Here is a 22,418-nt window from a genome sequence, read left to right on the forward strand (position 1 = left end):
CGGCGCCTCAGGGAGAGGATTTTGCGACGCGGTGATAGATATGGGTGAAAGTCGCGGCGCCCAGGATCGGGATCACGAGGTTCACCAGCGGGATCGACAGGGGCAGGGCCATCAGGGTGCCGGCCACCCAGATCGTGCCGCGATGTTCCTTGCGCAGCAGCTTGGCGTTGGCGCGGCCGACGCGGCGCATGGCGGCCAGCTGAAAATACTCCATTCCCAGCAGGTAGCCGTTCACGCCCCAGAAGATGAAGGGGGTGGCGGGCGGGAAGAGGGCGTAGAGAATGAAGGCCAGGAGGTTGGCCGCGATGATGACGCCGAGGAAGTTGACGCTGTCCTTCAGCCCGTCGAAGAAGGGCACCGGCGGGACGGTGGGCAGGTTGGGATAGTGCCGGTCCTCGACCGCCTGGGCGACGGTGTCGAGGAAGAGCGAGGTGATGGCCGACGCCACCGGCACCATCAGGAAGACCGACATCAACAGCATCAGGAAGAAGCCGGACCAGCCGAGCAGGTCGTCGATCCAGTTGACCTCGCCGATGATGGGCAGGGTCGTGGTGTCGCCGGTGGCCCACTGGATGAACATCAGGAAGGCGGCGGTGACGGCGACGAGCAGCAGGAACGACAGCGCCACGCCCAGCCAGAAAACCTTGCGGAAGCGCGGATCGCCCAACTGCCCCAGGGCCTTGAAGAAGGCGGTGAAGATCATTCGGTGACCCAGGTGGTGATGGCGTCGATATCCGGGCGCGGACGGTCCGGCGGGGCCGAGGTTTCGGTGCCGAGGAAGACCAGGCCGGCGACGCTTTCATTGTCGGAAAGGCCGAGGCCCTGGGCCACGAAGTCCCGGTCATGGCTGGCCCAGCCGGTGAGCCAGTTCGCGCCCCAGCCCGAGGCCAGAGCGGCGTTCAGGAGCGCGAGGCAGACGGCCCCGGCCGAATAGGTCTGTTCGATGGCGGGGATCTTGTCGGAGGGTTTGCGGACCTCGACCACGGCGACGGCAAGCTGGCCGTCCTCGTATTGCCTGGCGGCCTTGGCGATGTCCTCTTCCGACTTGCCCAGGGCGGCCCCGCGGTCGCGGGCGAGGGCGGCAAGGCGGGGCATGGCGGCACGATCCAGCACGATGAAGCGCCACGGCTCGAGCTTGCCGTGATCGGGCGAGCGGGCGGCGGCCTGCAGGATCGGCAGCAGCTCATCCCGCGAGGGCGCCGGGCCGGTCAGCGTCTTGGCGGGGCGCGAGCGACGCGTCAGCAGGAACTCCATCGCGGCAGGATTGGGATCGGGCATGGGGGGCTTTCGTTGCGTCTGATCTGTTGGGGCATATGTCGGGCGGCGCGGTGCGGGCGTCAACCCTTTTGGCGGGGACGGTCAGGCCAATGCGATAGCGAGGCTTTCATCGCGGCACCGCTGCCTGAAATGGCCGGCTATTTCTTCCCGCGCGACAGGCTGTAGACCCCTTCGGGCAGGTTCAATGCGGCGCCGAGATCCTGCAGTTGGGTCATGGACAGCGTCACTTTCTGTACCCGGTCGGTGCGCGGATCAAGCTGTTCGATGGTCACGCATTCCTCGAACGCGTTGATGGTGATGTCTTCCTGCAGGGGCACACTGCCCTCGTCGACGAGGGTGACAACGGTGGAGTCGAATTCGTGCTCTATCGAAAACATGGGGCCACAGTAGCGCATGGTTGCCCGAGCGCAATCGGCTTTGCATCGCGCGTGCGCACGAGGGGGACTGGCCCTCGCCGCAAAGCCTGCTAAAACTAGGGCAACGAGAGCAATTGCAGGTGAGACAGATGCGGTGGAAGGTTCTGATTTGTGCGGTTTTCCTGGCGGGTTGCGAGGTCGCGACCACGGGCGGCGACGCGCCGCAGCCCCGGCCGACCGGCCAGCAGCAACAATCGGTCAAAGCGCCCTCGGGGGCGCAACTGTCGCGGTTCCGGCAGGTCGTGGCGCGGGTCGAGCCGGTGGCCGAGCGCGAATGCCGGGCGCGCGGCGGCAACGTGAACTGCGATTTCAACGTCGTGCTGGACGATCGTCCGGGCCGTCCGCCCAACGCGTTCCAGACGCTGGACCGCAGCGGGCGCCCGATCCTGGCCTTTACCGCGTCGCTGATCGCGGATGTGCGCAACGAGGACGAACTGGCCTTCATCTTTGCGCATGAGGCGTCGCACCATATCCGGCGGCACATTCCGCGCCAGCAGCAGAGCGCCGCGGCGGGCGCCATCCTGCTGGGTGGGCTGGCGACGCTGGCTGGCGCCGGCACGGGCACGGTGGACGCAGCCACCAATGTGGGCGCTTCCGTGGGCGCGCGCAGCTATTCCAAGGAGTTCGAGCTGGAGGCCGATGCGCTGGGCACGATCATCGCCAGGAAATCGGGCTACAACCCGGTGCGCGGTGCGGAGTATTTCACCCGCATTCCCGATCCGGGCAATCGTTTCCTGGGCTCGCACCCGCCCAACGCGCAGCGGATCGAGACCGTGCGCCGCGTGAACTCGCAACTCTGACGGGGTGACATGCTGCAACTGACCGGCGTGATTTCCGACCGGGGGTCGAAATACGCCGTGTCGGGCGGCGTGGCGCGGGACCGTGCGGCGGTGGACGCGTTTCTCAAGGAACTGAAGCGCGACAAGAAATTCGCCAAGGCCACGCACAACACTTGGGCGATGCTGGACGCCGATGGCACCGCGCTGAAATCCGACGATGGCGAGGCCGGGGCCGGCATGGTGATCGTGCGGATGCTGGAACGGGCCGACCTGCGCGAGCACGTGATCGTGGTCACGCGCTGGTTTGGCGGAAAGCACCTGGGCGGTGACAGGTTTCGGCACGTGCAGGATTGTGTCAGCACGTACATGGAGGCGCTCGAACAGTCTTGATGCAGATCAAGGCGCACTCGGGCGGGCTGGGTCAGTGTCGGCGGCAAGGGTGCCCCGACACGCGGCAATGACGCCGGCAGGGAAGGTGGCGCCCACGCGACAGGAGAGCGCCATGCCGCAGACGAAAACGATCAGACGTCATACCGAGCTTGTGGACCGCATGGCCGGTACGCTGGGACTGGACCTGGAAGAAGAGGTCTATGCCGGTCAGCTGGATCCCGAAACGCTGTGCGACGCGGTTCTGCGGTGTACGGGCTGTTCCGATCCGGATGGCTGCGAGGCCTGGATGGCGGCGCAGACGGCCCCGGTGGACGCGACCCCGATCATGTGCCGCAACGGCGAGGTTTTCGCCGCGCTGAAGGCGGGATTGCGGGTCTGAGCCGTCGCGGCTGTGGCGCTGCGCTAGAGCGGTGCGATGCTCTTTGCCATGGCGCCGGAGATCCCGAGAAAGCAGCAGGCGGTGGCGATCAGGACGCAGGCGTGCCAGATGGCGTTGCTGAATTTCAGCGTGTCCCAGCAATAGAAGACGACCGCGCCGGAATAGATGATGCCGCCCGCGAAGATCAGTGTCAGGCTGTCGGCCGGCAGTGACGGCCAGAGCGGGACGATGATGATCAGGCCCAGCCAGCCGAGCGCCACCTGCGGCAGCCAGTGCGTGCTCATCTTTCCGCGCGCGGCCAGAAGTTTCCGCACCGCGCCCGAAAGCGCGAGGAACCACACCAGCGTCAGCACGGTATAGGCGAAAGGCGTGTTCAGCAGCACGGCAAGCGGCGTGATCGTGCCCGCGATCTTGACGTAGATGGCGGCATGGTCGATCCGGCGCAGAACCGGGCGCAGGGACGTGTGCGCGGCCAGGTGATAGGCCGCCGAGGCCGAAAGCATCAGGATCATGGCGAGCCCGTAGACGACGGCCGCGGTCATCGGCCCCGCGGGCAGGTGCCCGGCATTGGCGGTGATCAGGATCGCGAATGCGACCAGCGCGCTGCCAACCCCGAGCACATGGACGGTGCCATCGGCGATCCGTTCGGCGCGTGTATAACGTGGGTAGGACATGTCGCGGTCCTTTGGCCTGTGGGTGTCCTGCGGTTTCGTGTCGAACATGACACTGAGATGTCTCGATTATGTTTCAGTTTCAGGGGTCTTCGTTCAAAAATTATGTGACAACATCGTAATCAAAATGGAAACAAAGGCCCGGCCGGGCCCTTGTTTGCTTTTTTCGCAAAGGGTTAGCGGGCTTGAAGCCGCGCGAGATAGGCCGCGGTTGACGCTGCGGCAATGCCGTAGATCACGTGGCCCACCAGCGCCACCCAGGTGATGCCGGTGAAGTTCAGGAAGAAAGGCAGGCCGGCGATGCTGGTGATGCCGCCGATGGCGAAGACCCAGAGCGCCGCGCCGTAGAGCGCCGAGGCAGGAAGCCAGTGAAGACCGGGAAGGATGCGGGCCAGCGCCGGGCGCGCGATGAAGAGCCAGCCGATGGGATAGGCCAGGAGGCCCACGAAGAAGAGGTGCATCAGGTGGCCGTAAGGCGCGGCATTGGGCAGGCCCAGCGAACCCAGCAGGCTGCGGGCAAGGCCCACGGGGGCGAGGTTGGCAAAGCCGAGGATCGGTGAAAGTGCCTGGCCGAAGAGGTCGAAGGCCACGGTGCCGGCGGCGCCGGAGAGCAGGATGAGCAGCGCCGTGTCGACGGAAATGGCGGGCAGGGTGCGGGGGGTCTCGGTGGTGAGGGAGGTCATGGTCGGGGGTCCTTGTCAGGTGTGGGTTGCGTTGGTGCGGCCAAGCTGCGGCGGACCGATGTGACAATCAACTGACAGGCCCGTGAGCGCACGGATTGGTGTAAATATCTGTGAATGTTGAAATATTTCAGAATTTCACGGGGGCGTCATCCCCGGGTGGAAACCCGTGACGGACACGCGTGCGTCATTGGCCGGCCTCAACCGGGCGGGGTGACACCCAGCCAGCTGAAAGACCGGGCGAGCCAGGCCGCGCCGTCCGTGCGTTGCCACGCGCCATGGGCCATGATGACGCGTTGCGGCGCGCTGTGGATCAGCTGTTGGACCCGGTTGCGCAGCGCGGCGCGGCGCGGCAGGCTGAGCAGGCGCAGGTCGAGGGGCGCGCGCCCCGGATCCTCGGTGATGCCGAGAAGCCGGGCGATTCCGCGTTGCCAGCGCGACCAGTGGCGATGCAGGAAGTCGTGGTCGAACGCCTCGCTGGTGTCGGTCAGGATGGCGGTGCGGGACGGACGGTGGAAGAAGACGACCTCGCTGAAGCGGCGCCCGATCTGCAGGTGCCATTGGTCGATCACCCCGTCCCAGGCGGGCGGCGGGGTGTCGCCCAGCGCGCCGGTGAAGGCAAGGTCGGGGCGCTTGGCGATCGTGCCCGGCGGACCCCAGAGCGCGGCGTCGGGAAAGGCCCGCTGCCAGTCCGACAGGTAGAGATGATGGATCGGATTGGGACTGAGGAGATGCGCCACGGGCCCGAGCGCATCGACCGCCTGCCGCAGCGCATCGGTCAGCGCGACCGGCGACCAGACCCAGAGGTCGCCGCCCGGCAGGCGGATGATGATGCTGCGGGTAGGATAGGGCAGGCCGTAGAAGCTGACGATCCCGCCCTCGGCCAGCCAGATGTTGTCGTCGATCTTTTCCAGCGGCATGGCGGGGTGCCTCAGCTTTTTGCGATTTGACCCCAGAGGTCGTATTCGCCGGCTTCGTTCATCTTGATTATTTTGGAGCCTACGAACTCAATTGTTTTGTTTTGCTTCTGTTTGCTTAGGCTTGGGTTTTTCCTATCATATCGCAGATTTTAATAATGGATTGATCAATGACGGAATTCTTAAAGGACCTCGCAAAGGCTTGGGACGATCGCATTCGGAGCCCTTTCTTGGGTTCTGTAGCCATCGTATTCGTAATCTACAACTGGAAGCCTTTGTTCTATCTCGTATTCGCGGAAGTCAAGGTAACTGAAAAGTTCAAGTTTTTCGACGAAAACACGGATGAATGTTCCTTGTTCTGGTGGCCATTGTTAGTCGGCGTTGGGCTAGCGTTTGCCGCTCCATGGCTGAAGTTGTTCGGAGCGTGGCTTGCCAGATCGCCATCGTCGAGGCTCAAGCGAATGCAAGGTGATTCTTCCCGCGAGCACCGCATAGAAGAATTCAAAAAATCAGCTGAGGAGGAAAGCGCAAAAGCTGCGTTGGAAGACGCGCGCGAAAAAAGACAGATAGCTGCTGCGCGTCGCAAGCAGGAGGCTGAGGAATTGGACGATGATCAATTAATTGAGGAGCTGGAGACTGAAAGAGAACGCGGAACCACGTCTTTGACTGATGGAGGTCCAATCAACGCGTTGATAAGTCAAATGTCTCAATTTGAGACAGCTATCATAAAGGCTCTTGGTGAAAAGGAACAAGGCGGACTTGACGCCTCAGACTTAGTTAGAACTGAGAGCTATGTGGAAAGTGTTGCATCATCAACGCCTAATTTTACATCCATACGCCTCGGCGTCGAGACTCAATCAGCTTTGGCTGATCTGAAGCGCAAAAGGCTCATCAGCGAAGGCTTCAGCGGCGATTTTACGCTGACAAAACAAGGTTATGAGGTATTTGACAAGCTGAACGCAAAATAGTGTCCGGTTAATTTCGGATCCACCTTCCCCAGAGGTCGTATTCGCCAGCCTCGTCCACCTCGACGGTGACGATCTCGCCCACGTTCAGGCCCTCGGTGTGCTCGTCGATGAAGAGACAGCCGTCGATTTCCGGTGCATCCGCCTTGGTGCGGCAGGTGGCGACGCGGTCCTCGTCGATATCGTCGACGATGACGTCTTGCACGGATCCGACCTTGGCGGCCAGTTTATCCACAGAAATGGCCTGTGCCTTTTCCATGAAGCGATCCCAGCGGTCCTGCTTGACCTCTTCGGGTACGTGGTCGGGCAGGTCGTTCGAGCGGGCGCCCTCGACATTCTCGTATTTGAAGCAGCCGACGCGGTCGAGCCGTGCCTCGTCCAGCCAGTCGAGCAGGGTCTGGAATTCGGCCTCGGTTTCGCCGGGATAGCCGACGATGAAGGTCGACCGCAGCGTCAGATCGGGGCAGATCGCGCGCCAGGCGGCGATTTCATCGAGGGTTTTCGCCCCCGCGGCGGGGCGCGCCATGCGTTTCAGGACGTCCGGGTGGGCGTGCTGGAACGGGATGTCGAGATAGGGCAGGACGCCATTTTCCGGGTCGGCCATAAGCGGGATGAGCTCGCGCACATGGGGGTATGGATAGACGTAATGCAGCCGGACCCACGCGCCGAGCTGCCCCAGCGCGCGGGACAGATCGACGATATGGCTGCGCAGGTCGCCGTCCTTCCACGGGTTCACGTCATACTTGCGGTCCAGCCCGTAAGCGCTTGTATCCTGGGAAATAACCAGCAGTTCGCGCACGCCGTTCCCGACCAGTTTCTCGGCCTCGCGCAGGATGGCGTGGCCGGGGCGCGAGGCGAGGCGTCCGCGCATGTCGGGGATGATGCAGAACTTGCACTTGTGGTTACAGCCCTCTGAAATCTTGAGGTAACTGTAATGGCGGGGGGTCAGTTTCACCCCCGCCTCGGGCAGAAGGTCGATAAAGGGGTCGGGGCTGGGCGGCACGGCGGTGTGCACCGCGTCGAGCACCTGTTCATACTGGTGCGGGCCTGTCACGGCCAGAACCCGGGGATGCGTGCCGGTGATGTACTCCGGCTCGGCCCCCAGGCAGCCGGTGACGATGACGCGACCGTTCTCGGAAAGCGCCTCGCCGATGGCGTCGAGGCTTTCGGCCTTGGCGCTGTCGAGAAAGCCGCAGGTGTTCACGATCACCGCGTCGGCCCCGGAATAGTCGGGCGAGATGCCGTAGCCCTCGGCCCGCAGGCGGGTCAGGATGCGTTCGCTGTCGACCAGCGCCTTTGGGCAGCCCAGCGACACCATGCCGATCACCGGCTGGCCCTTGCGGGGCGTCTCGGTGACGCGGGCGCGCGCGAGGTCGGGGCGCAGATCGGGTGGGTTGGTGCTCATGCGGCGCGATATAGTCCTCAAAGCCCAACCGATAAAGCGGAAAAGCTGTTGTTGGGCGCGAGGCCTGCGCCTAGTCTGCAGGGAAAAGAACGGAGAGCAGGATGCGGTGGCTCATTCGCCTTTTCATGATCGTGCTGGCGGCGGCGGTTCTGGTCGTCGCGGCGGTGTTTTTCCTGCCGGGCGAGCGGATCGCGGGCATCGCGGCGGACCAGCTGAGCCGCATGACGGGTCGTCAGGTGACGATGAGCGGCGAGACCACGATCAGTTTCTGGCCGATCCTCGGGGTCAGCACCGGCGCGGTCACGGTCGCCAATGCGGACTGGGCCGGCGAGACGCCGATGTTTCAGGCCCAAAGCCTGAAGATCGGGGTCGAGCCGCAGGCGTTGTTCGGCGGCGATATCCGCATCACGGGGCTGGAGGCGGTGGGCCCGCAGATCAACCTGCGCCGCGCCAGCGATGGCCGGGTCAACTGGGAGCTGAACGTCGAAGGCGTGGCGCCGTCGGGCCAGGGCCAGAGCGACGGCGGTGGGGCACCGGCGCGGTCGAACCGGCTGTCGCTGACACTGGACCGGGCGCTGATCGAGAATGCCTCTTTGGTGTATGTCGATGATGTGGACGGGACCACCGTGCGCCAGTCGGGCGTGGATTTCGATTTGCGGTGGCCGGATTACGACGGCGCGGCGGATTTCGACCTGACATTGCGCCCCGGCGGCGAGGTGGTGGAGATATCCGGCACGCTGGACCGCGTGGGGCATTTCATAGATGGCGGCGTGTCCGACGTGCAGGCGCAGATTACGACCAAGGCAGGCACGGCCAGCTTTGCCGGGCGTGCGGGGGCGGCGCCGGAGGTGGCGGGCAAGCTGACCGCGGACCTGGAGAGCACGTCGGAGTTCATGACACTGATCGGTCAGGGACCGATGGACATCCCCGAGGGGCTGGGCCGGGCCGCGACGCTGAAGACGGACCTGACGTTCAAGGACGACCGGCTGTCGCTGCGCAACACGGCGCTAGGGCTGGATGCCAACCGCTTGACCGGGGCTGCGGACGTGGACCTGAGCGAGGACAGGCCGCGCCTGAATGTCCAACTGAACGCCGGGGCGCTGGACCTGACCGGGCTGAGCGCCGACGACGCCGGGGGCGGAAAGGGCAGCGGCAACAGGGGCGCCACTGGCAACGGCGGCAGTGGTGGCGCGGCGGATGACGGATGGTCCAGGGCACCGATCAACGCCTCGGGCCTGGGGGCCGTGAACGGAGAGTTCGCGCTGGTCGCCGACAGCATCGACCTCGGTGATTTCAAGCTGGGCACGGTTCGGACACTGGCGACGCTGGACCGTTCGCGGCTGGTCTTCGGGCTGCGCGAGGTGCGGGCGTATGACGGGCTGATCACCGGGCAATTCGTGATGAACAACCGTTCCGGCCTGTCGGTGGGTGGCGACATGATCGCCACGGGGATCAACCTGAAGACTTTTCTGGATGACGCGATGGACATCTCGCGCTTCGAGGCGAAGGCCGATGGAGAGGTGGATTTCCTGGGCGTCGGTGAAAGCGTGCATGCGATCATGAATTCGCTGAGCGGCGGCGGCGCGTTCAAGACCGGGCGGGGCGTGATCTCTGGCTTCGATCTGGACCGGCTGATGCGGTCGGGCAGCGGCACTGGGGGCACGACGGTGTTCGATACGTTGAGCGCAACGTTCACGATGGACGAGGGCAACCTGTTCAACGACGACCTGGCGCTGAAACTGCCGCAGGCGAGTGCCGCGGGCGAAGGGCGCGTGGGGCTTGGGGCGCGGGACATCGACTATCTCTTCACGCCGCGCCTGCTGGATGGGGGAAGCCGCGACGGGCTGGCGATTCCGGTGAAAATCCGGGGGCCGTGGGCCAACCCGAAGATCACACCGGACCTGGAAGCGGCGATTGACCTCAACTTCAAGGAAGAGAAGAAGGAACTGGAGCGGCAGGCGCGGGACGAGATCGAGCGCGAGGTCGAGAAGCAGCTGGGAATCGAGCGGCAGGAGGGCCAGTCGCTGGAGGATGCGGCGAAGGATGCGCTGGAGGACGAGCTGGAGCGCGGCCTGCTGAAGCTGTTCGATTGACGCTGGCGGAACCGCAGCCTAGGAGCCGGGCATGACATTGAATTCCGTGACAGAAGACTTCATCGCGCAGCTGCGCGCCACGTTGCCAGAGGCGGCGTTCCGCGAAGTGATGCCGTCCTACCTGGAAGAGCCGCGCGGACGCTGGAAGGGACGGGCGGGCGTGCTGGTGGCACCCGGCAGCACCGAGGAGGCCGCGGCCGTGGTGCGTGCCTGCGCCGAGGCGTCAGTGCCGTTGGTACCCTATGGCGGCGGCACCGGGCTGGTCGGGGGGCAATTGTCGCCCGAGGGTCCGGTCCCCGTGCTGCTGAGCCTTGAGCGGATGCGGGCCGTGCGCGGGGTCTGGCCCGAGGAGAACGTGATGGTGGTCGAGGCGGGCGCGATCCTGCAGGACATCCATGCCGAGGCGGAGGCGGTGGACCGGCTGTTTCCGTTGTCTCTCGCCGCCAAGGGCAGTGCGCGGATCGGCGGCAACCTGGCCACAAATGCGGGCGGGGTAAACGTGCTGCGCTATGGCAATGCGCGGGACCTCTGCCTGGGGCTGGAGGCGGTGCTGCCGGACGGCACGATCTGGCACGGGCTGAAGCGGCTGAGGAAGGACAACACCGGCTATGACCTGCGCAACCTGCTGATCGGGTCCGAAGGCACGCTGGGGGTGATCACCGCGGCGGCGCTGAAGCTGTTTCCCAAGCCCGCCGGGGAAGGGACGGCGCTGATGGTGGTGGACAGCCCCGAGGCGGCGCTGGGCCTGCTGTCGATGGCGCGCGATCACATGGGCGAGGGCGTCTCGGCGTTCGAGCTGATGCACAGGGCGGGCCTGGAGTTCCTAGCCGAGACGATGCCGGACATGCGCCTGCCCTTCGCCGAGCCGCCCGAGTGGTTCGTGTTGATCGACATCGGGTTGGCCAAGGGGCTGGACCCGGCGGCGGCGCTGGAGGCGCTGTTCGTCGAGGCGGCGGAGGCGGGATTGGTCAGCGACGGGATGATCGCGCAGTCCGAGGCGCAGCGGCAGGAATTCTGGGAGGTGCGCGAGACGATCCCCGAGGCGAACAGGCGGATCGGCGCGATCGGCAGCCATGACATTTCCCTGCCGCTGAGCGCGGTGCCGGGTTTCATCGACGGGGGCAATGCGGCGCTGAAGGAGCTGGGCCCGTTCCGGATCAACTGCTTCGGGCATCTGGGCGACGGAAACCTGCATTACAACGTGTTTCCGCCCAAGGGCGAGGCGCGCGACGGCTATACGGGCCAGCGCGACGCGATCAAGCGGCTGGTGCATGACCTGGTGCACGAGATGGACGGATCGGTGTCGGCCGAGCACGGGATCGGGCGGCTGAAGGTCGATGACCTGGAGCGCTATGGCGATCCGGCGAAACTGGCGGCGATGCGCGCGATCAAGGCGGCGCTGGATCCGAAGGGCATCCTGAATCCCGGCGCGATCCTCAGGCTGCCGCCGGATGGGAATTGAGTATTTTCAGCAAGAAAAAGTAGTGACGTCGCCCTGCGTCTTCTTCGGTTGGATGCGCGATGGAGACGGTGGCCCCGGGTGCGCCTCAGGTTCCTGGCCGCATCACTCGTCGAGGCTGCCGTGGATGGCGAACTGTTCCAGCCCGGCATCCTGCGCGGCGATGGCGCGGTAGGTTTCGCGCACGCCGGCCTCGGTGAGTTCGCGCGCGACGGTCAGGAGCGTGTTGGGGTCGTGGTCGTCGCACATCTCGATCATCTGGGCGATTTCATCCGCGGCCACCGGGCGGGCGGCGTCGATGTCGGGGGCGCCGTAGACCGAGACGAAATGCTGCGCCAGCGCGTCAGTCAGGGCGGCGCGTTCGGGCTCTTCGATCTGCGTGACGGCCACGAAGGTCACGCGGCCGAAGGTTTCCAGCCCCAGCCAGCCGTTCGAGAACGCCTGGCGCTGTTTGCCCGAGAGGTCGGCCTCGGACCAGTTGGAAAACTCGAACCCGCCCGAGATGCACCATTCGCCGGTGCGGGCGGGCGAGGGATAGACGCGGGTGTCGCTTTCGTCGAAATGGATGGCGCGGGCGAGTTTCATGTGTCCGTCTCCAGCACGGTGCTGAGCGGGATGAGGCGGGTGTCGCCCCCTGTCCGCAGCAGCATTCCGAAGTTTTCGTCGACGCCCATGAAGGTGCCGGCCAATTTGGTTGAGTCGGGGCCGTCGATGGTGATCTCCTCGCCGATCCCGTGGGCGAGGCCGCGCCATTCAGAATGCAGGGCGCGGGGGCCTTCGTCTTCCCAGCGGGTGATCCACACGAGCGTGTGACGCGCCCAGCCTTCCAGCAGGGCGACCGGATCCACATCCGCGCAGCCTTCCTCGTAAAGCGCGGTGCGGTCGGGGGCGTCGCCCGGCACGGCGTCGGTCAGCATCAACGGCAATTCCAGCCCCACCACCAGCCAGCCCGGCATGGCGGCGGGGTCGGTCGTGCCGGCCATCGTGCGCAGGCGGCCGCAGGAAGCGCCGTTGACGCGCAGGCCCCCGGCCCATTCCAGGTGCACCGCCACCTCGGGCGGGGCGATGGCGCCGAGCGCGTTCTGAAAGCCGACGCCGCAGGTGGGCAGCATCGCCATCGCCTGTTCCAGCGCCACCTCGGGCGCCATGATCAGCGCCGCGGCCAGCCGGTTGGCGCCCACGTTATGCACGATGGTGCCGGCGTCGCAGCCGAGCGCCGCCATGGCGCAGGCCTTTTCGAACGGGTCGATGCCCGCGTCCACGGCGTGGCCCTGCATCAGGGGCGGGAAGGCAGGGTCGCGCGTCATGCCACGCCCTGTGCCACCAGCGCCCGCGCGATGTCGCGGAAGGCCTGCGACTGGGGCGCGTCGGGCTTGGACACCACGATGGGCGCGCCGCCGTCCGAGGCCATGCGGATGTCGATATGCAAGGGCACCTCGGCCAGCAGGGGCACACCCATCTTCTGCGCCTCGGCGGCGACGCCGCCATGGCCGAAGACGTGTTCCTCGTGCCCGCAATTGGAGCAGATATGCGTCGACATGTTCTCGATCATGCCGAGGGTCGGCACCTTGAGCTGGTTGAACATGTCGATCCCCTTGCGGGCATCCAGAAGCGCCACGTCCTGGGGCGTGGAGACGATGATGGCACCGTCCACGTGCGCCTTTTGCGCCAGCGTCATCTGCACGTCGCCGGTGCCGGGCGGCAGATCGACGATCAGCACGTCGAGCGCGCCCCATTGCACCTGCATCAGCATCTGCTGCAGCGCCCCCATCAGCATCGGGCCGCGCCAGACCACGGCCTGATCCTCGTTGGTCATCAGGCCCAGAGACATCATGGTGACGCCGTGATTGCGCATCGGCAGGATGGTCTTGCCATCCGGCGAGGCGGGCCGGCCCGAGACGCCCAGCATCCGGGGCTGGGAGGGGCCGTAGACATCGGCATCCAGAAGGCCGACGCGGCGGCCCTCGGCGGCCAGCGCGCAGGCGAGATTGGCCGACACGGTCGACTTGCCCACGCCGCCCTTGCCCGAGGCGATGGCGATGATGTGGTCGACGCCGGGCACGCGTTGCGGGCCCTGCGGTTCCGCGGGTTTGGCCTTGGCCTTGAGGTCCGGCGGCGCCTTGGCGGAATGGGCGGTCAGCACGGCGGAGACCTCGGTCACGCCGCTTACACCGCGCACGGCCTCCTGCGCCTCGGCCAGGATCGGCTCGTAGGCTTTCGACTTGGCGGGGTCGATTTCGAGCACGAAGCGGACGGTGCCGCCCTCGACATTGAGCCCGCGGGTCACGCCCGCTGACACGATGTCGTCGCCCGTGCCTGGGTCTTTCACGTTTTTCAGCGCGGCGAGCACGCTTTCCCTTGTTGCCGTCACGTTCAGCCGCCCTTGATCGTGCCGGTGACCACGTGTTCGACATCGAGACCGTCCACGGTCAGTACGACCTTGGCCTCGAACGTCTTGCCCTCGGTGCCGTCGGTATTGCGCATGGCGTCCTCGATGGCCTGCTGCGAGGTCACGCCGACCTGCTTGAGGAACTTGCGCATGGACATGTTGAAATCGTCGCTCATTTTACTCTCCTTTTTCCAAGAGTGTTGACGCGCGGCCCGCGTGCTTTCTAGGCTTGGGCCATGCGCGGGCAAATGTTAACCCTGTTCGGTCTGATTGTGGTGGTCTGTCTCGGGATGTCCACCGCAGAAGGCCGCGCAGCGGAGGATTTTCGCCTTGGGGCGCCACCGGCGCTGACCGAAAGCGGGCTTCTGGACTATGTGTTGCCGCGTTTTTCGCTGAAGACCGGGGTCAGGGTCGACATCGTGGACCTGGACGAGGGCGCGGATATCCTGCTGGCGCCCGATGCCGAGGGGCCGCGCGTCTTCGACGGGCCGCACGCCAAGTGGCGGATGCAGATCAACACGCCCAGCCATGAAGGGGCGGTGAGCTTTGCCGATTGGCTGACCTCCGAGATCGGCCAGCGCACGGTAACCAGTTACGAGGTCGGGGGCGCGGCGCCGTTCGGCCTGCCAAAGGAGGACGCGCAGGAGGTGGCCGAGGTCAGTTTCGACGGGGATGCGGGGCTTGGGCATGACCTGTCGGTGGCGCATTGCGCCCGGTGCCACGCGGTGAGCGAGGCGACGCGGATGAATGCCATGGCCTCGACCCCCAGTTTTGCCGTGCTGCGGGCGATGGCGGACTGGGACCGGCGCTTTCAGACCTTCTATATCCTCAACCCGCACCCGGCCTTTACCCAGGTCGAGGACGTGACCGAGCCGTTTCCGATCAACCGTCCGTCGCCGATCGCGCCCATGGAGATCACCATAGACGACTTGCAGGCGATCCTGGCCTACGTGGCCGGCGTGAAGCCGGCCGACCTCGGGGCGCCGATCGAGCATCAGTGATCCCGGCGTTTCGAGAAATAGTCGTCGGTGGTGCGCACCTGCGGACGCTCGCCGCCCGCGAAGGGGTTGTCCTTTGAATGGAACTGCGCCTTCACGCGGCAGTCGTCGCACATCTGGATCAGCCGCGCGGCTGACTCGGAGCCGAACATGGAGTGATTGCCCGCCAGTTTCTCGGTGATCCGGTCGATGGTGGATTTCACGCCGAAGGGCACACCGCATTCGATGCACTGGGCCGGTTCTTCCTCGTTCAGAACGACCTGGCCCATGGCTTCGTCGCGCAGGTTCAGGCGCGGCTCGTAGCCGATGGCGTCCTCAGGGCAGATATTGGCGCAGAGGCCGCATTGCAGGCAGGCGTCTTCCTGGAAGCGCAACTCGGGGCGGTCGGGGTTTTCCACGAGCGCGCCGGAGGGGCAGAGCGAGACGCAGGAAAGGCAGAGCGTGCAGGCGTCGGTGTCGACCAGAACGGCGCCATAGGGCGCGTCGTCGGGCAGGGGCAGGACTGTGTCGTCCCCGTGCAGGGCCTTGGCGGCAAGGCGCGTGACCTGACGGCGGCTGCCCATGGGCAGGACGGGCTCGGCCACCGGATCGGGGCGGGCCGTGTCGGTGTAGAGCGCGTTGCAAAGCGCGTCGGGCTCGGCCACGTCGAGGAGCGTCACGCGGTTCTCGCCCGCGATGGCGCGGGCGAGCGGGATTTCGCGGTCGAGCGCGTCGCGTTCGGTGGTGGGCGACAGCAGGATCGTCACGTCCGCAAAGCCCGAGGCGAGGGCCGCCAGCATCTCGGCATGGCCGAAGCCCGAGAGCGCGGGCACTTCCAGCGGGATCACGTCGGCGGGCAGGCCGCGCGAATAGCGGGCGGCGAGGCTGATCATCTGCTGGCCGTGGCTGTCGTCGCAGACCAAGAGGCGCGGGGCGGTGCCGCCGGCCTTGCGGAAGGTCGAGGCCAGCGTCTGGATGCGGCGGAAGAGCGTGGCCGGCGAGGGCGCGTCGTAGGAGATGGCGCCGGAAGGGCAGAGCGCCGAGCACGCGCCGCAGCCGGCGCAGATCATCGGGTCGACGGTGACATGCTCGCCTGCCGGGGAAATCGCGCCGGTGGGGCAGACATCCAGGCAGTTGGTGCAGCCGGTCTGCTGGGCGCGGGAATGGGCGCAGATCAGCGGCTCGACCGCGACGTAAAGCGGCTTTTCGAAGGTGCCGATCAGCTGGCTGGCCTCGAGTATCGCGTCGGCCACCGCCGTCATGCTGCCGGGATCGGGGCGCAGGTAGCCCTCGCGCTTTTGCGGGGCGGGAAAGAGCGGGGTGCCGCCGGTCAGGTCGAGGATGACGTCGCATTCGGTGCGCGCACCGTCCCGTGGGGCGGTCCATGTCAAGGCGCCCCGGCCCGAGGGATCGACCTGTTGCAGCGCGTCGATCTGGACAGAGAAGCCGCCCAATGCGCCGATGGCGCGTTTCAGGGTGCCGCGAATGACGTCATAGCCCGCAGGGTCGGGCGCGTCCGCGTCGTCTGTCAGCAGGGCGGTCACGCCGAGGATATCCTTGAGCTTGTCGGCGGCGGGCAGAACGGTGCCGGAGGGGCCGATGATCAGGCACAGGCCTTCGGACATGACGTCGACGGATTTGCCCGAGGGCACGTCCAAGGTGGCCTCGGCCAGAAGGGCGGCCATTTTGGGTAGTTTGCCGGCGGGGTCGTCGGACCATCCGGCCCTGTCGCGCAGGTCGGTGACGGGCGGCGCGGGCATGTCCAGTTCGGCGGCCAGTTCCGCAAAGAGGCGCTGTTCCTGGCGACAGCAGAGGACGGAGTCGCCCGACGCGATGGCCTGTGCCGTGGCGTCGGTCTGGGTGGTGCAGAGGCCGGAATGCACCGCGCTGCAGGTGAGGCCGGTGGCCGCTTCGAGCGCGTCCTTGTCGATCTCTTGCGAGCCCGCACAATTGCACAGAATCAATTGCTTAGTCATTGTTTGCCCCGGCTTTCACTGGCTGGCCGCGAGACGACGCCGCACGACGAGCTTATGGATTGCAATGCGGGTCCCTCCTCGTGAACCTGCACGGGCCTCGCGCCGCTTTTCCCGACAAGCATGGTCAGGAATAGGGGGCGTCTGGCCTTCGATTCTTCTGCCCTTCGCGACGCCGTTGCAAGCGGGAAACCCGACCATTTTTCTTGTCCGGACATTCTGTCCGTCGTTCTTTCGAATCCTGTCCGTGGCTACCCAAATTGTCCAGATTTGCGCTCCGTCCACAATTGCATGCTTTTTTTCTTTGAGACGCCGGTGCAGTTGGCTCAGGATAAGTTATCGGGAGGATACCAGCCACACATGATCCACAATCCGGACATGTACGCCACTATGCCTTTGGGGATCGTCATGCGCCGCACGCCGGGCGTGACGCGCTGGGCTGCGTGGGCGTGGAGGGCGGTTGCCGTCCTGCCCGGGGCCGGCCCCGCCGCGTGGCGCGTGCTGCGCGAGGAAGGCGATATCACCGAATACCACGCGGCGACCATGACGCTTGAGCTGCACGGTGCCGAGACCGAAAGCTATCTGCACGGCCTGTCGGCACAGGTCCCCTCGGTTTACGCGGTCTTTCGCAAGACGGGCGGTGATTGTCCGATGGAGGCAGTGCTGGTGACGGCCTCGCCCTATGAGGCGCAGGATTACGAGGACAATGGCGAGGATATCGTGGAGAAGATCCCGATGCCCGAAGGCCTGATCGCCTGGGTCCGGGATTTCGTCGAGACCTACCATGTCGAGGAAGAATTCAAGAAACGCCGCCGCGACAAGGTCAAGGTAGACGCGCATGTGGACGGGATCGGTGACCCGCGTATCGTGCAGCAGCGCGACATCTACCGCTCGCCCACGCTGCGGCGGAAAGGGCGGATGCAATGAGCGCACGCGAGGATTTCTGGTCGCGCCGCAAGGCGCGGGTGGCGGCGGAGGATGCCGCCGAGAGTCGGGCGCGCGAAGAGGCGAAGCGGGTCGAGGCGCGCGCGTCGCTGGAGGAAAAGAGCGACGCCGAGGTGCTGGAGCTGCTGGGCCTGCCCGATCCGGACACGTTGGACAAGGGCGACGATTTCAGCGCCTTCATGGCCGAGGCCGTGCCGGACCGCATCCGCCGCTGGGCGTTGCGTCGGCTTTGGGGCACGAACCCGGCGCTGGCCAATCTCGACGGGCTTCTGGATTACGGCGAGGATTTCACCGACAAGGCGATGGTGATCGAGAACATGCAGACCGCCTATCAGGTGGGCAAGGGCATGTTGACCCATGTGCAGAAGCTGGCCCGCGAGGCGGAGGCCCTGACGGCCATGGCCGAGAGCGATGCCGAGGGTGAGGCCGAAGACGAAACCGGCGCGCCGGAACCCGGCGCCGAAACCGCAAAAGCGGTCGAGATGGCCGAGGCCGAGCCGGTCTACAGCTACACTTACGAGCCTGCCGCGGCAGAGGCGGACACGTACGCGCCGCCGCCGCGCCGGCGTATGCACTTCACCTTCGACGATGCAAGCGAGAACACGACATGAGCAACCAGGAGGCGGTCATGATGACAGACATCCGGTCCCAGATTGCCGAGGAAGACCGGCTGCGTGCCGATCTCTACGATTTTCTGGGCGTGCTTCTGGCAGGGCCGCCCTCCGAGGCGCTTCTGGCGCAGACTTCCGGGCTGTCGGGCGACAACGAGACCGACCTTGGCGTTGCTGTCGCGGCGCTGTCGCGCATCGCCAGGCACACCAGGCCGCAGGCGGTGGAGCGGGAGTTCAACGCGCTGTTCATCGGGCTGGGGCGGGGCGAGCTTTTGCCCTATGCCAGCTATTACCTGACCGGGTTCCTGAACGAAAAGCCGCTGGCGAGCCTGCGGCGGGACATGGCGGCGCGGGGCATGACCCGGGCGCAGAACGTCTATGAGCCCGAGGACAACATCGCGTCGCTGATGGAGATGATGGGCGGGCTGATCACCGGGCGCTTCGGCAAACCCGCGACGCTGGCCAATCAGAAGACCTTCTTCAACACGCATATCGGCCCCTGGGCCGGGCATTTTTTCACGGATTTGGAGGCTGCGAAGAACTCGGTTCTCTATGCCTCGGTCGGCGCTGTCGGCCGGGTGTTCATGGAGATCGAGACCGAAGGTTTCCGGATGAGCGCGGAGGGATCCGCATGAACCGGCAGGGTGACCTGCCCTCACCAGAGAGGAGGACTCTCATGAGCGAGAAAACGCAAGGCAACAGCCGGCGCGATTTTCTGAAGATGGCCGCCGCGGGCGCGCCCGCGGTCGCGGTCGCAACGGCAGCCGGCACCGGCACTGCCGAGGCGGCGGAACCGGACCTGTCATCGGACAAGATGCAGGACACCGCGCATACGCGCGCATACTTCGATAGCGCCCGGTTCTGACGAACCGGACGTGATCACTTGACCTGCCGGCGACTGGTTGCGGGACGCCCGACTGTCGGTGGATAACCTTAGTACCCAGCAATCCCAATCGGGAGAGCTCGGGAGGAGAGAGAAACATGCTTAGGAAAAAGACCAACGGGGTTGCGCGACGCCCCCAGCGGACAAGTATCCTGTCTGAGGTCGGGGGAAAGACCATCGACCGCCGCGCGTTCCTGCGCGGTTCCGGCCTGGCCATCGGTGGCCTGGCTGCCATCGGGGCGACGGGGGGCACTGTCACCCGGGCCAACGCAGCGGCCGCGGCGAACGCGGCGGTCAACACGGTGAAATCGGTTTGCACGCACTGCTCGGTCGGCTGCACGGTCGTGGCCGAGGTGAGCGACGGCGTCTGGGTGGGCCAGGAGCCCGGCTGGGACAGCCCGTTCAACCTGGGCGCCCACTGTGCCAAGGGCGCATCGGTGCGCGAGCACGCCCATGGCGAGCGCCGCCTGAAATACCCGATGAAGAAAGAGGGCGGCGAGTGGAAGCGCATCAGCTGGGAACAGGCGATCAACGAGATCGGCGACGGCATGATGTCGATCCGGGACGAAAGCGGCCCGGACAGCGTCTACTGGCTGGGCTCGGCCAAGCATAACAACGAACAGGCCTACCTGTTCCGCAAGTTCGCCGCCTACTGGGGCACGAACAACGTGGACCACCAGGCCCGTATCTGTCACTCGACCACGGTTGCAGGTGTCGCAAACACCTGGGGCTACGGCGCGATGACCAACAGCTACAACGACATCCACAATTCCCAGGCGATCTTCATCATCGGCGGCAACCCGGCGGAAGCACACCCCGTCAGCCTGCTGCACGTGCTGAAGGCCAAGGAACAGAACAACGCACCGCTGATCGTGTGCGACCCGCGCTTTACGCGCACGGCCGCCCACGCGGACGAGTATGTCAGGTTCCGTCCGGGTACCGACGTGGCGCTGGTCTGGGGTATCCTGTGGCACATCTTCGAGAACGGCTGGGAGGACAAGGAGTTCATCCGCACCCGCGTCTGGGGGATGGACCAGATCAAGGACGAAGTCGCCAAGTGGACGCCCGAGGAAGTCGAGCGTGTCACCGGCACGCCGGGCAGCCAGCTGGAGCGCGTGGCGCGCACCCTGGCCAACAACCGTCCGGGCACCGTGATCTGGTGCATGGGCGGCACCCAGCACACCAACGGCAACAACAACACCCGCGCCTACTGCATCCTGCAGCTGGCCCTTGGCAACATGGGCACGAGCGGCGGCGGCACCAACATCTTCCGCGGCCACGACAACGTGCAGGGCGCGACCGACCTTGGTGTTCTGAGCCACACGCTGCCGGGCTATTACGGTCTGTCGGCGGGCGCCTGGGGCCACTGGGCCCGTGTTTGGGGTGAAGATCCCGAATGGCTGGCCGGACGGTTCGTCACCACCAAGACCAAGGATGGCAAGGATACCAGCCTGCAGAACCTGTCGGGCATCCCCGTCAGCCGCTGGATCGACGGCGTTCTGGAAGACCCCGAGAACATGGACAACCCCAACAAGGTGCGTGCCATGGTTCTGTGGGGCCACGCGCCGAACAGCCAGACCCGGATGACGGAGATGAAGACGGCGATGGAGCAGCTGGACATGCTGGTCGTGGTCGACCCGTATCCGACGGTTTCGGCCGTGCTGCATGACCGGACCGACGGCGTCTACCTGCTGCCGGCCTGCACGCAGTTCGAGACCTATGGCTCGGTCACCGCGTCCAACCGCTCGATCCAGTGGCGGGAAAAGGTTGTCGATCCGCTGTTCGAATCGAAGTCGGACCACGAGATCATCGGTCTTTTCGCGCAGAAGTTCGGTTTCCACGACCGGATGTTCCGCAATATCGGTATCGAGGATGACGGCGTGACGCCGAACATCGAGGACACGCTGCGCGAGATCAACCGCGGCATGTGGACGATCGGCTACACGGGTCAATCACCCGAACGGCTGAAGACGCACATGGAGAACCAGCACACGTTCGACCGCACCACGCTGAAGGCGGTGGGCGGTCCGGCTGATGGCGACTATTACGGTCTGCCGTGGCCAAGCTGGGGCACGCCGGAGATGAAGCATCCCGGGACGCCGAACCTCTATGACATGTCGAAGTCGGTGGCCGAGGGTGGCCTGACCTTCCGCGCCCGTTTCGGTGTGGAGTACGAGGGCGACAACCTGCTGGCCGAGGGCGTCTACAGCGTCGGGTCGGAAATCCAGGACGGGTATCCCGAGTTCACCTACCAGATGCTTGTCGACCTGGGTTGGGACAGTGACCTGACCGAGGAAGAGAAGCGTGTCATGGGCCGTGTCGCGGGAGTCGAGGGTATCGACGAGGACGCGTCGGTCGGCAACCAGGACGACGGCGAGGAAGCACAAAACGCGACCGAGGGCGACCAGACCGAGGAGGTGCAGGACACCGCCGAGGCCCAGAACCTGGCGCAGCCGAATGGCGAGCAGGGATCTTCCGAGGAAGTCGGGGAACAGGCGATGTCGCCCTTCCCGTCGGATTTCAACGACAAGGTTTCGGCCGTCAATTGGAAGACCGACCTTTCGGGCGGTATCCAGCGTGTCGCGATCAAGCACGGCTGTGCGCCCTTCGGCAACGCCAAGGCCCGTGCGGTGGTGTGGACCTTCCCCGACCCGGTGCCGCTGCACCGCGAGCCGCTCTACACGTCGCGGCGCGATCTGGTCGCGGACTATCCGACCTACGAGGACCGGCACGCGTACCGCCTGCCGACGCTTTATGCCTCGATCCAGAAGAACGACTTTTCGAAGGACTTCCCGATTGTCCTGACATCCGGTCGTCTGGTCGAGTACGAAGGCGGCGGCGACGAGACGCGGTCGAACCCTTGGCTGGCCGAGCTGCAGCAGGACATGTTCGTGGAAATCAACCCGCGTGACGCCAACAACCTTGGTGTGCGGGATGGCGAGCAGGTCTGGGTCGAAGGGCCCGAAGGCGGCAAGGTCAAGGTCATGGCCATGGTGACCAACCGGGTGGGCGAAGGCGTGGCCTTCATGCCGTTCCACTTCGGCGGCCATTTCCAGGGGGAGGACCAGCGGAGCAAGTATCCCGATGGCGCCGACCCCTATGTCCTGGGTGAATCCACCAACACCGCCCAGACATATGGCTACGATTCGGTAACCCAGATGCAGGAGACGAAGGCGACTCTCTGCAAGATCTCAGCAGCATAAGGAGA

Annotated in this window: 24 protein-coding genes; 12 read left to right on the forward strand and 12 right to left on the reverse strand. The window is 65.5% G+C overall.

Annotation, left to right across the window (positions count from 1 at the left end; genetic code table 11):
* Nucleotides 1-7: 7 nt before the first annotated feature.
* The 3 genes from KUV49_RS19870 to KUV49_RS19880 all read right to left on the reverse strand — a co-directional run bounded on the left by KUV49_RS19870 (nt 8) and on the right by KUV49_RS19880 (nt 1,655).
* The gene (locus KUV49_RS19870; protein ID WP_222452640.1) at nt 8-703 is read right to left on the reverse strand and encodes an EI24 domain-containing protein; all 696 of its coding nucleotides are present in this window, start codon (nt 701-703) and stop codon (nt 8-10) included.
* A complete protein-coding gene (locus KUV49_RS19875; RefSeq protein WP_222452641.1) occupies nt 700-1,278 on the reverse strand; it encodes a nitroreductase family protein in 579 nt (192 codons plus the stop codon). Before KUV49_RS19875 ends, KUV49_RS19870 begins: the two co-directional genes overlap by 4 nt.
* 137 nt (nt 1,279-1,415) lie before the next feature.
* Nucleotides 1,416-1,655, reverse strand: coding sequence for a hypothetical protein (locus tag KUV49_RS19880; protein ID WP_152493494.1), 240 nt, complete (start codon nt 1,653-1,655; stop codon nt 1,416-1,418).
* A gap of 128 nt (nt 1,656-1,783) precedes the next feature.
* Between KUV49_RS19880 and KUV49_RS19885 the strand changes: the two genes are divergently transcribed.
* The 3 genes from KUV49_RS19885 to KUV49_RS19895 all read left to right on the forward strand — a co-directional run bounded on the left by KUV49_RS19885 (nt 1,784) and on the right by KUV49_RS19895 (nt 3,242).
* Nucleotides 1,784-2,494 carry a M48 family metalloprotease gene (locus KUV49_RS19885; protein WP_222452642.1) on the forward strand — a complete coding sequence of 237 codons (711 nt, stop codon included), beginning with the start codon at nt 1,784-1,786 and terminating at the stop codon, nt 2,492-2,494.
* Nucleotides 2,495-2,503: 9 nt separating this feature from the next.
* The gene (locus KUV49_RS19890) at nt 2,504-2,863 is read left to right on the forward strand and encodes a YigZ family protein (RefSeq protein WP_222452643.1); all 360 of its coding nucleotides are present in this window, start codon (nt 2,504-2,506) and stop codon (nt 2,861-2,863) included.
* A 112-nt stretch (nt 2,864-2,975) separates the two neighbouring features.
* Entirely contained in the window at nt 2,976-3,242 is a 267-nt protein-coding gene (locus KUV49_RS19895; protein ID WP_152493491.1) for a DUF6455 family protein, read from the forward strand.
* 23 nt (nt 3,243-3,265) lie between these two features.
* Here the strand turns inward: KUV49_RS19895 and trhA are convergent, their stop codons facing one another.
* The 3 genes from trhA to KUV49_RS19910 all read right to left on the reverse strand — a co-directional run bounded on the left by trhA (nt 3,266) and on the right by KUV49_RS19910 (nt 5,513).
* Nucleotides 3,266-3,916, reverse strand: coding sequence for a PAQR family membrane homeostasis protein TrhA (gene trhA / locus KUV49_RS19900; protein ID WP_261391618.1), 651 nt, complete (start codon nt 3,914-3,916; stop codon nt 3,266-3,268).
* Between the two features lie 173 nt (nt 3,917-4,089).
* Nucleotides 4,090-4,596, reverse strand: a complete 507-nt coding sequence (locus KUV49_RS19905) for a hypothetical protein (protein ID WP_222452645.1) — start codon at nt 4,594-4,596, stop codon at nt 4,090-4,092.
* A 197-nt stretch (nt 4,597-4,793) separates the two neighbouring features.
* Nucleotides 4,794-5,513: a DUF4336 domain-containing protein gene (locus tag KUV49_RS19910; RefSeq protein ID WP_222452646.1), complete on the reverse strand. Its 720-nt coding sequence runs from the start codon at nt 5,511-5,513 to the stop codon at nt 4,794-4,796.
* A 167-nt stretch (nt 5,514-5,680) separates the two neighbouring features.
* Here KUV49_RS19910 and KUV49_RS19915 point away from each other — a divergent pair, with 167 nt between their 5' ends.
* Nucleotides 5,681-6,478, forward strand: a complete 798-nt coding sequence (locus KUV49_RS19915) for a hypothetical protein (RefSeq protein WP_222452647.1) — start codon at nt 5,681-5,683, stop codon at nt 6,476-6,478.
* A gap of 7 nt (nt 6,479-6,485) precedes the next feature.
* Here the strand turns inward: KUV49_RS19915 and rimO are convergent, their stop codons facing one another.
* A complete protein-coding gene (gene rimO / locus KUV49_RS19920) occupies nt 6,486-7,880 on the reverse strand; it encodes a 30S ribosomal protein S12 methylthiotransferase RimO (RefSeq protein ID WP_222452648.1) in 1,395 nt (464 codons plus the stop codon).
* A gap of 101 nt (nt 7,881-7,981) precedes the next feature.
* Between rimO and KUV49_RS19925 the strand changes: the two genes are divergently transcribed.
* Nucleotides 7,982-9,973: an AsmA family protein gene (locus KUV49_RS19925; protein WP_222452649.1), complete on the forward strand. Its 1,992-nt coding sequence runs from the start codon at nt 7,982-7,984 to the stop codon at nt 9,971-9,973.
* Nucleotides 9,974-10,004: 31 nt separating this feature from the next.
* A complete protein-coding gene (locus KUV49_RS19930; RefSeq protein WP_222452650.1) occupies nt 10,005-11,435 on the forward strand; it encodes an FAD-binding oxidoreductase in 1,431 nt (476 codons plus the stop codon).
* Nucleotides 11,436-11,537: 102 nt separating this feature from the next.
* Here the strand turns inward: KUV49_RS19930 and KUV49_RS19935 are convergent, their stop codons facing one another.
* Genes KUV49_RS19935 through KUV49_RS19950 form a run of 4 tightly spaced genes read right to left on the reverse strand, consistent with a single transcriptional unit; the run spans nt 11,538 to nt 13,997 of the window.
* Nucleotides 11,538-12,017: a DUF6505 family protein gene (locus tag KUV49_RS19935; RefSeq protein ID WP_222452651.1), complete on the reverse strand. Its 480-nt coding sequence runs from the start codon at nt 12,015-12,017 to the stop codon at nt 11,538-11,540.
* Nucleotides 12,014-12,739 carry a biotin/lipoate--protein ligase family protein gene (locus tag KUV49_RS19940; RefSeq protein ID WP_222452652.1) on the reverse strand — a complete coding sequence of 242 codons (726 nt, stop codon included), beginning with the start codon at nt 12,737-12,739 and terminating at the stop codon, nt 12,014-12,016. Before KUV49_RS19940 ends, KUV49_RS19935 begins: the two co-directional genes overlap by 4 nt.
* Nucleotides 12,736-13,803, reverse strand: coding sequence for an iron-sulfur cluster carrier protein ApbC (gene apbC / locus KUV49_RS19945; RefSeq protein WP_222452653.1), 1,068 nt, complete (start codon nt 13,801-13,803; stop codon nt 12,736-12,738). Before apbC ends, KUV49_RS19940 begins: the two co-directional genes overlap by 4 nt.
* A 2-nt stretch (nt 13,804-13,805) precedes the next feature.
* The gene (locus KUV49_RS19950) at nt 13,806-13,997 is read right to left on the reverse strand and encodes a DUF6494 family protein (protein WP_152493481.1); all 192 of its coding nucleotides are present in this window, start codon (nt 13,995-13,997) and stop codon (nt 13,806-13,808) included.
* Between the two features lie 72 nt (nt 13,998-14,069).
* Here KUV49_RS19950 and KUV49_RS19955 point away from each other — a divergent pair, with 72 nt between their 5' ends.
* Nucleotides 14,070-14,822, forward strand: a complete 753-nt coding sequence (locus tag KUV49_RS19955) for a cytochrome c (RefSeq protein ID WP_261391620.1) — start codon at nt 14,070-14,072, stop codon at nt 14,820-14,822.
* On the opposite strand, the gene KUV49_RS19960 is transcribed toward KUV49_RS19955, so the two are convergent.
* Entirely contained in the window at nt 14,816-16,774 is a 1,959-nt protein-coding gene (locus KUV49_RS19960; protein WP_222452654.1) for a 4Fe-4S binding protein, read from the reverse strand. The two genes, KUV49_RS19955 and KUV49_RS19960, sit on opposite strands and share 7 nt — an antisense overlap.
* A 357-nt stretch (nt 16,775-17,131) precedes the next feature.
* On the opposite strand from KUV49_RS19960, the gene KUV49_RS19965 reads away from it, so the two are divergent.
* The 5 genes from KUV49_RS19965 to KUV49_RS19985 all read left to right on the forward strand — a co-directional run bounded on the left by KUV49_RS19965 (nt 17,132) and on the right by KUV49_RS19985 (nt 22,413).
* Nucleotides 17,132-17,698: a DUF3305 domain-containing protein gene (locus KUV49_RS19965; RefSeq protein WP_261391621.1), complete on the forward strand. Its 567-nt coding sequence runs from the start codon at nt 17,132-17,134 to the stop codon at nt 17,696-17,698.
* A complete protein-coding gene (locus KUV49_RS19970; protein WP_222452655.1) occupies nt 17,695-18,327 on the forward strand; it encodes a DUF3306 domain-containing protein in 633 nt (210 codons plus the stop codon). Before KUV49_RS19965 ends, KUV49_RS19970 begins: the two co-directional genes overlap by 4 nt.
* A 17-nt stretch (nt 18,328-18,344) precedes the next feature.
* A complete protein-coding gene (locus KUV49_RS19975; protein WP_410000785.1) occupies nt 18,345-18,962 on the forward strand; it encodes a molecular chaperone in 618 nt (205 codons plus the stop codon).
* Nucleotides 18,963-19,003: 41 nt separating this feature from the next.
* Entirely contained in the window at nt 19,004-19,192 is a 189-nt protein-coding gene (locus KUV49_RS19980) for a ubiquinol-cytochrome c reductase iron-sulfur subunit N-terminal domain-containing protein (protein WP_222452657.1), read from the forward strand.
* 116 nt (nt 19,193-19,308) lie between these two features.
* Nucleotides 19,309-22,413 carry a formate dehydrogenase subunit alpha gene (locus tag KUV49_RS19985; RefSeq protein WP_222452658.1) on the forward strand — a complete coding sequence of 1,035 codons (3,105 nt, stop codon included), beginning with the start codon at nt 19,309-19,311 and terminating at the stop codon, nt 22,411-22,413.
* Nucleotides 22,414-22,418 lie beyond the last annotated feature (5 nt).

The organism is Roseovarius atlanticus (genome assembly GCF_019802205.1).
Classification (GTDB): domain Bacteria; phylum Pseudomonadota; class Alphaproteobacteria; order Rhodobacterales; family Rhodobacteraceae; genus Roseovarius; species Roseovarius atlanticus_A.

Coding starts and splice junctions, on each gene's coding strand:
- KUV49_RS19930 (WP_222452650.1), top strand. CDS start 10,005: ATGACATTGAATTCCGTGACAGAAGACTTCATCGCGCAGCTGCGCGCC.
- KUV49_RS19905 (WP_222452645.1), bottom strand. CDS start 4,596: ATGACCTCCCTCACCACCGAGACCCCCCGCACCCTGCCCGCCATTTCC.
- KUV49_RS19925 (WP_222452649.1), top strand. CDS start 7,982: ATGCGGTGGCTCATTCGCCTTTTCATGATCGTGCTGGCGGCGGCGGTT.
- KUV49_RS19915 (WP_222452647.1), top strand. CDS start 5,681: ATGACGGAATTCTTAAAGGACCTCGCAAAGGCTTGGGACGATCGCATT.
- KUV49_RS19960 (WP_222452654.1), bottom strand. CDS start 16,774: ATGACTAAGCAATTGATTCTGTGCAATTGTGCGGGCTCGCAAGAGATC.
- KUV49_RS19965 (WP_261391621.1), top strand. CDS start 17,132: ATGATCCACAATCCGGACATGTACGCCACTATGCCTTTGGGGATCGTC.
- KUV49_RS19890 (WP_222452643.1), top strand. CDS start 2,504: ATGCTGCAACTGACCGGCGTGATTTCCGACCGGGGGTCGAAATACGCC.
- trhA (WP_261391618.1), bottom strand. CDS start 3,916: ATGTCCTACCCACGTTATACACGCGCCGAACGGATCGCCGATGGCACC.
- KUV49_RS19880 (WP_152493494.1), bottom strand. CDS start 1,655: ATGTTTTCGATAGAGCACGAATTCGACTCCACCGTTGTCACCCTCGTC.
- KUV49_RS19875 (WP_222452641.1), bottom strand. CDS start 1,278: ATGCCCGATCCCAATCCTGCCGCGATGGAGTTCCTGCTGACGCGTCGC.
- KUV49_RS19895 (WP_152493491.1), top strand. CDS start 2,976: ATGCCGCAGACGAAAACGATCAGACGTCATACCGAGCTTGTGGACCGC.
- KUV49_RS19935 (WP_222452651.1), bottom strand. CDS start 12,017: ATGAAACTCGCCCGCGCCATCCATTTCGACGAAAGCGACACCCGCGTC.
- KUV49_RS19940 (WP_222452652.1), bottom strand. CDS start 12,739: ATGACGCGCGACCCTGCCTTCCCGCCCCTGATGCAGGGCCACGCCGTG.
- KUV49_RS19970 (WP_222452655.1), top strand. CDS start 17,695: ATGAGCGCACGCGAGGATTTCTGGTCGCGCCGCAAGGCGCGGGTGGCG.
- KUV49_RS19870 (WP_222452640.1), bottom strand. CDS start 703: ATGATCTTCACCGCCTTCTTCAAGGCCCTGGGGCAGTTGGGCGATCCG.
- KUV49_RS19985 (WP_222452658.1), top strand. CDS start 19,309: ATGCTTAGGAAAAAGACCAACGGGGTTGCGCGACGCCCCCAGCGGACA.
- KUV49_RS19910 (WP_222452646.1), bottom strand. CDS start 5,513: ATGCCGCTGGAAAAGATCGACGACAACATCTGGCTGGCCGAGGGCGGG.
- KUV49_RS19955 (WP_261391620.1), top strand. CDS start 14,070: ATGTTAACCCTGTTCGGTCTGATTGTGGTGGTCTGTCTCGGGATGTCC.
- KUV49_RS19950 (WP_152493481.1), bottom strand. CDS start 13,997: ATGAGCGACGATTTCAACATGTCCATGCGCAAGTTCCTCAAGCAGGTC.
- KUV49_RS19975 (WP_410000785.1), top strand. CDS start 18,345: ATGATGACAGACATCCGGTCCCAGATTGCCGAGGAAGACCGGCTGCGT.
- KUV49_RS19885 (WP_222452642.1), top strand. CDS start 1,784: ATGCGGTGGAAGGTTCTGATTTGTGCGGTTTTCCTGGCGGGTTGCGAG.
- rimO (WP_222452648.1), bottom strand. CDS start 7,880: ATGAGCACCAACCCACCCGATCTGCGCCCCGACCTCGCGCGCGCCCGC.
- KUV49_RS19980 (WP_222452657.1), top strand. CDS start 19,004: ATGAGCGAGAAAACGCAAGGCAACAGCCGGCGCGATTTTCTGAAGATG.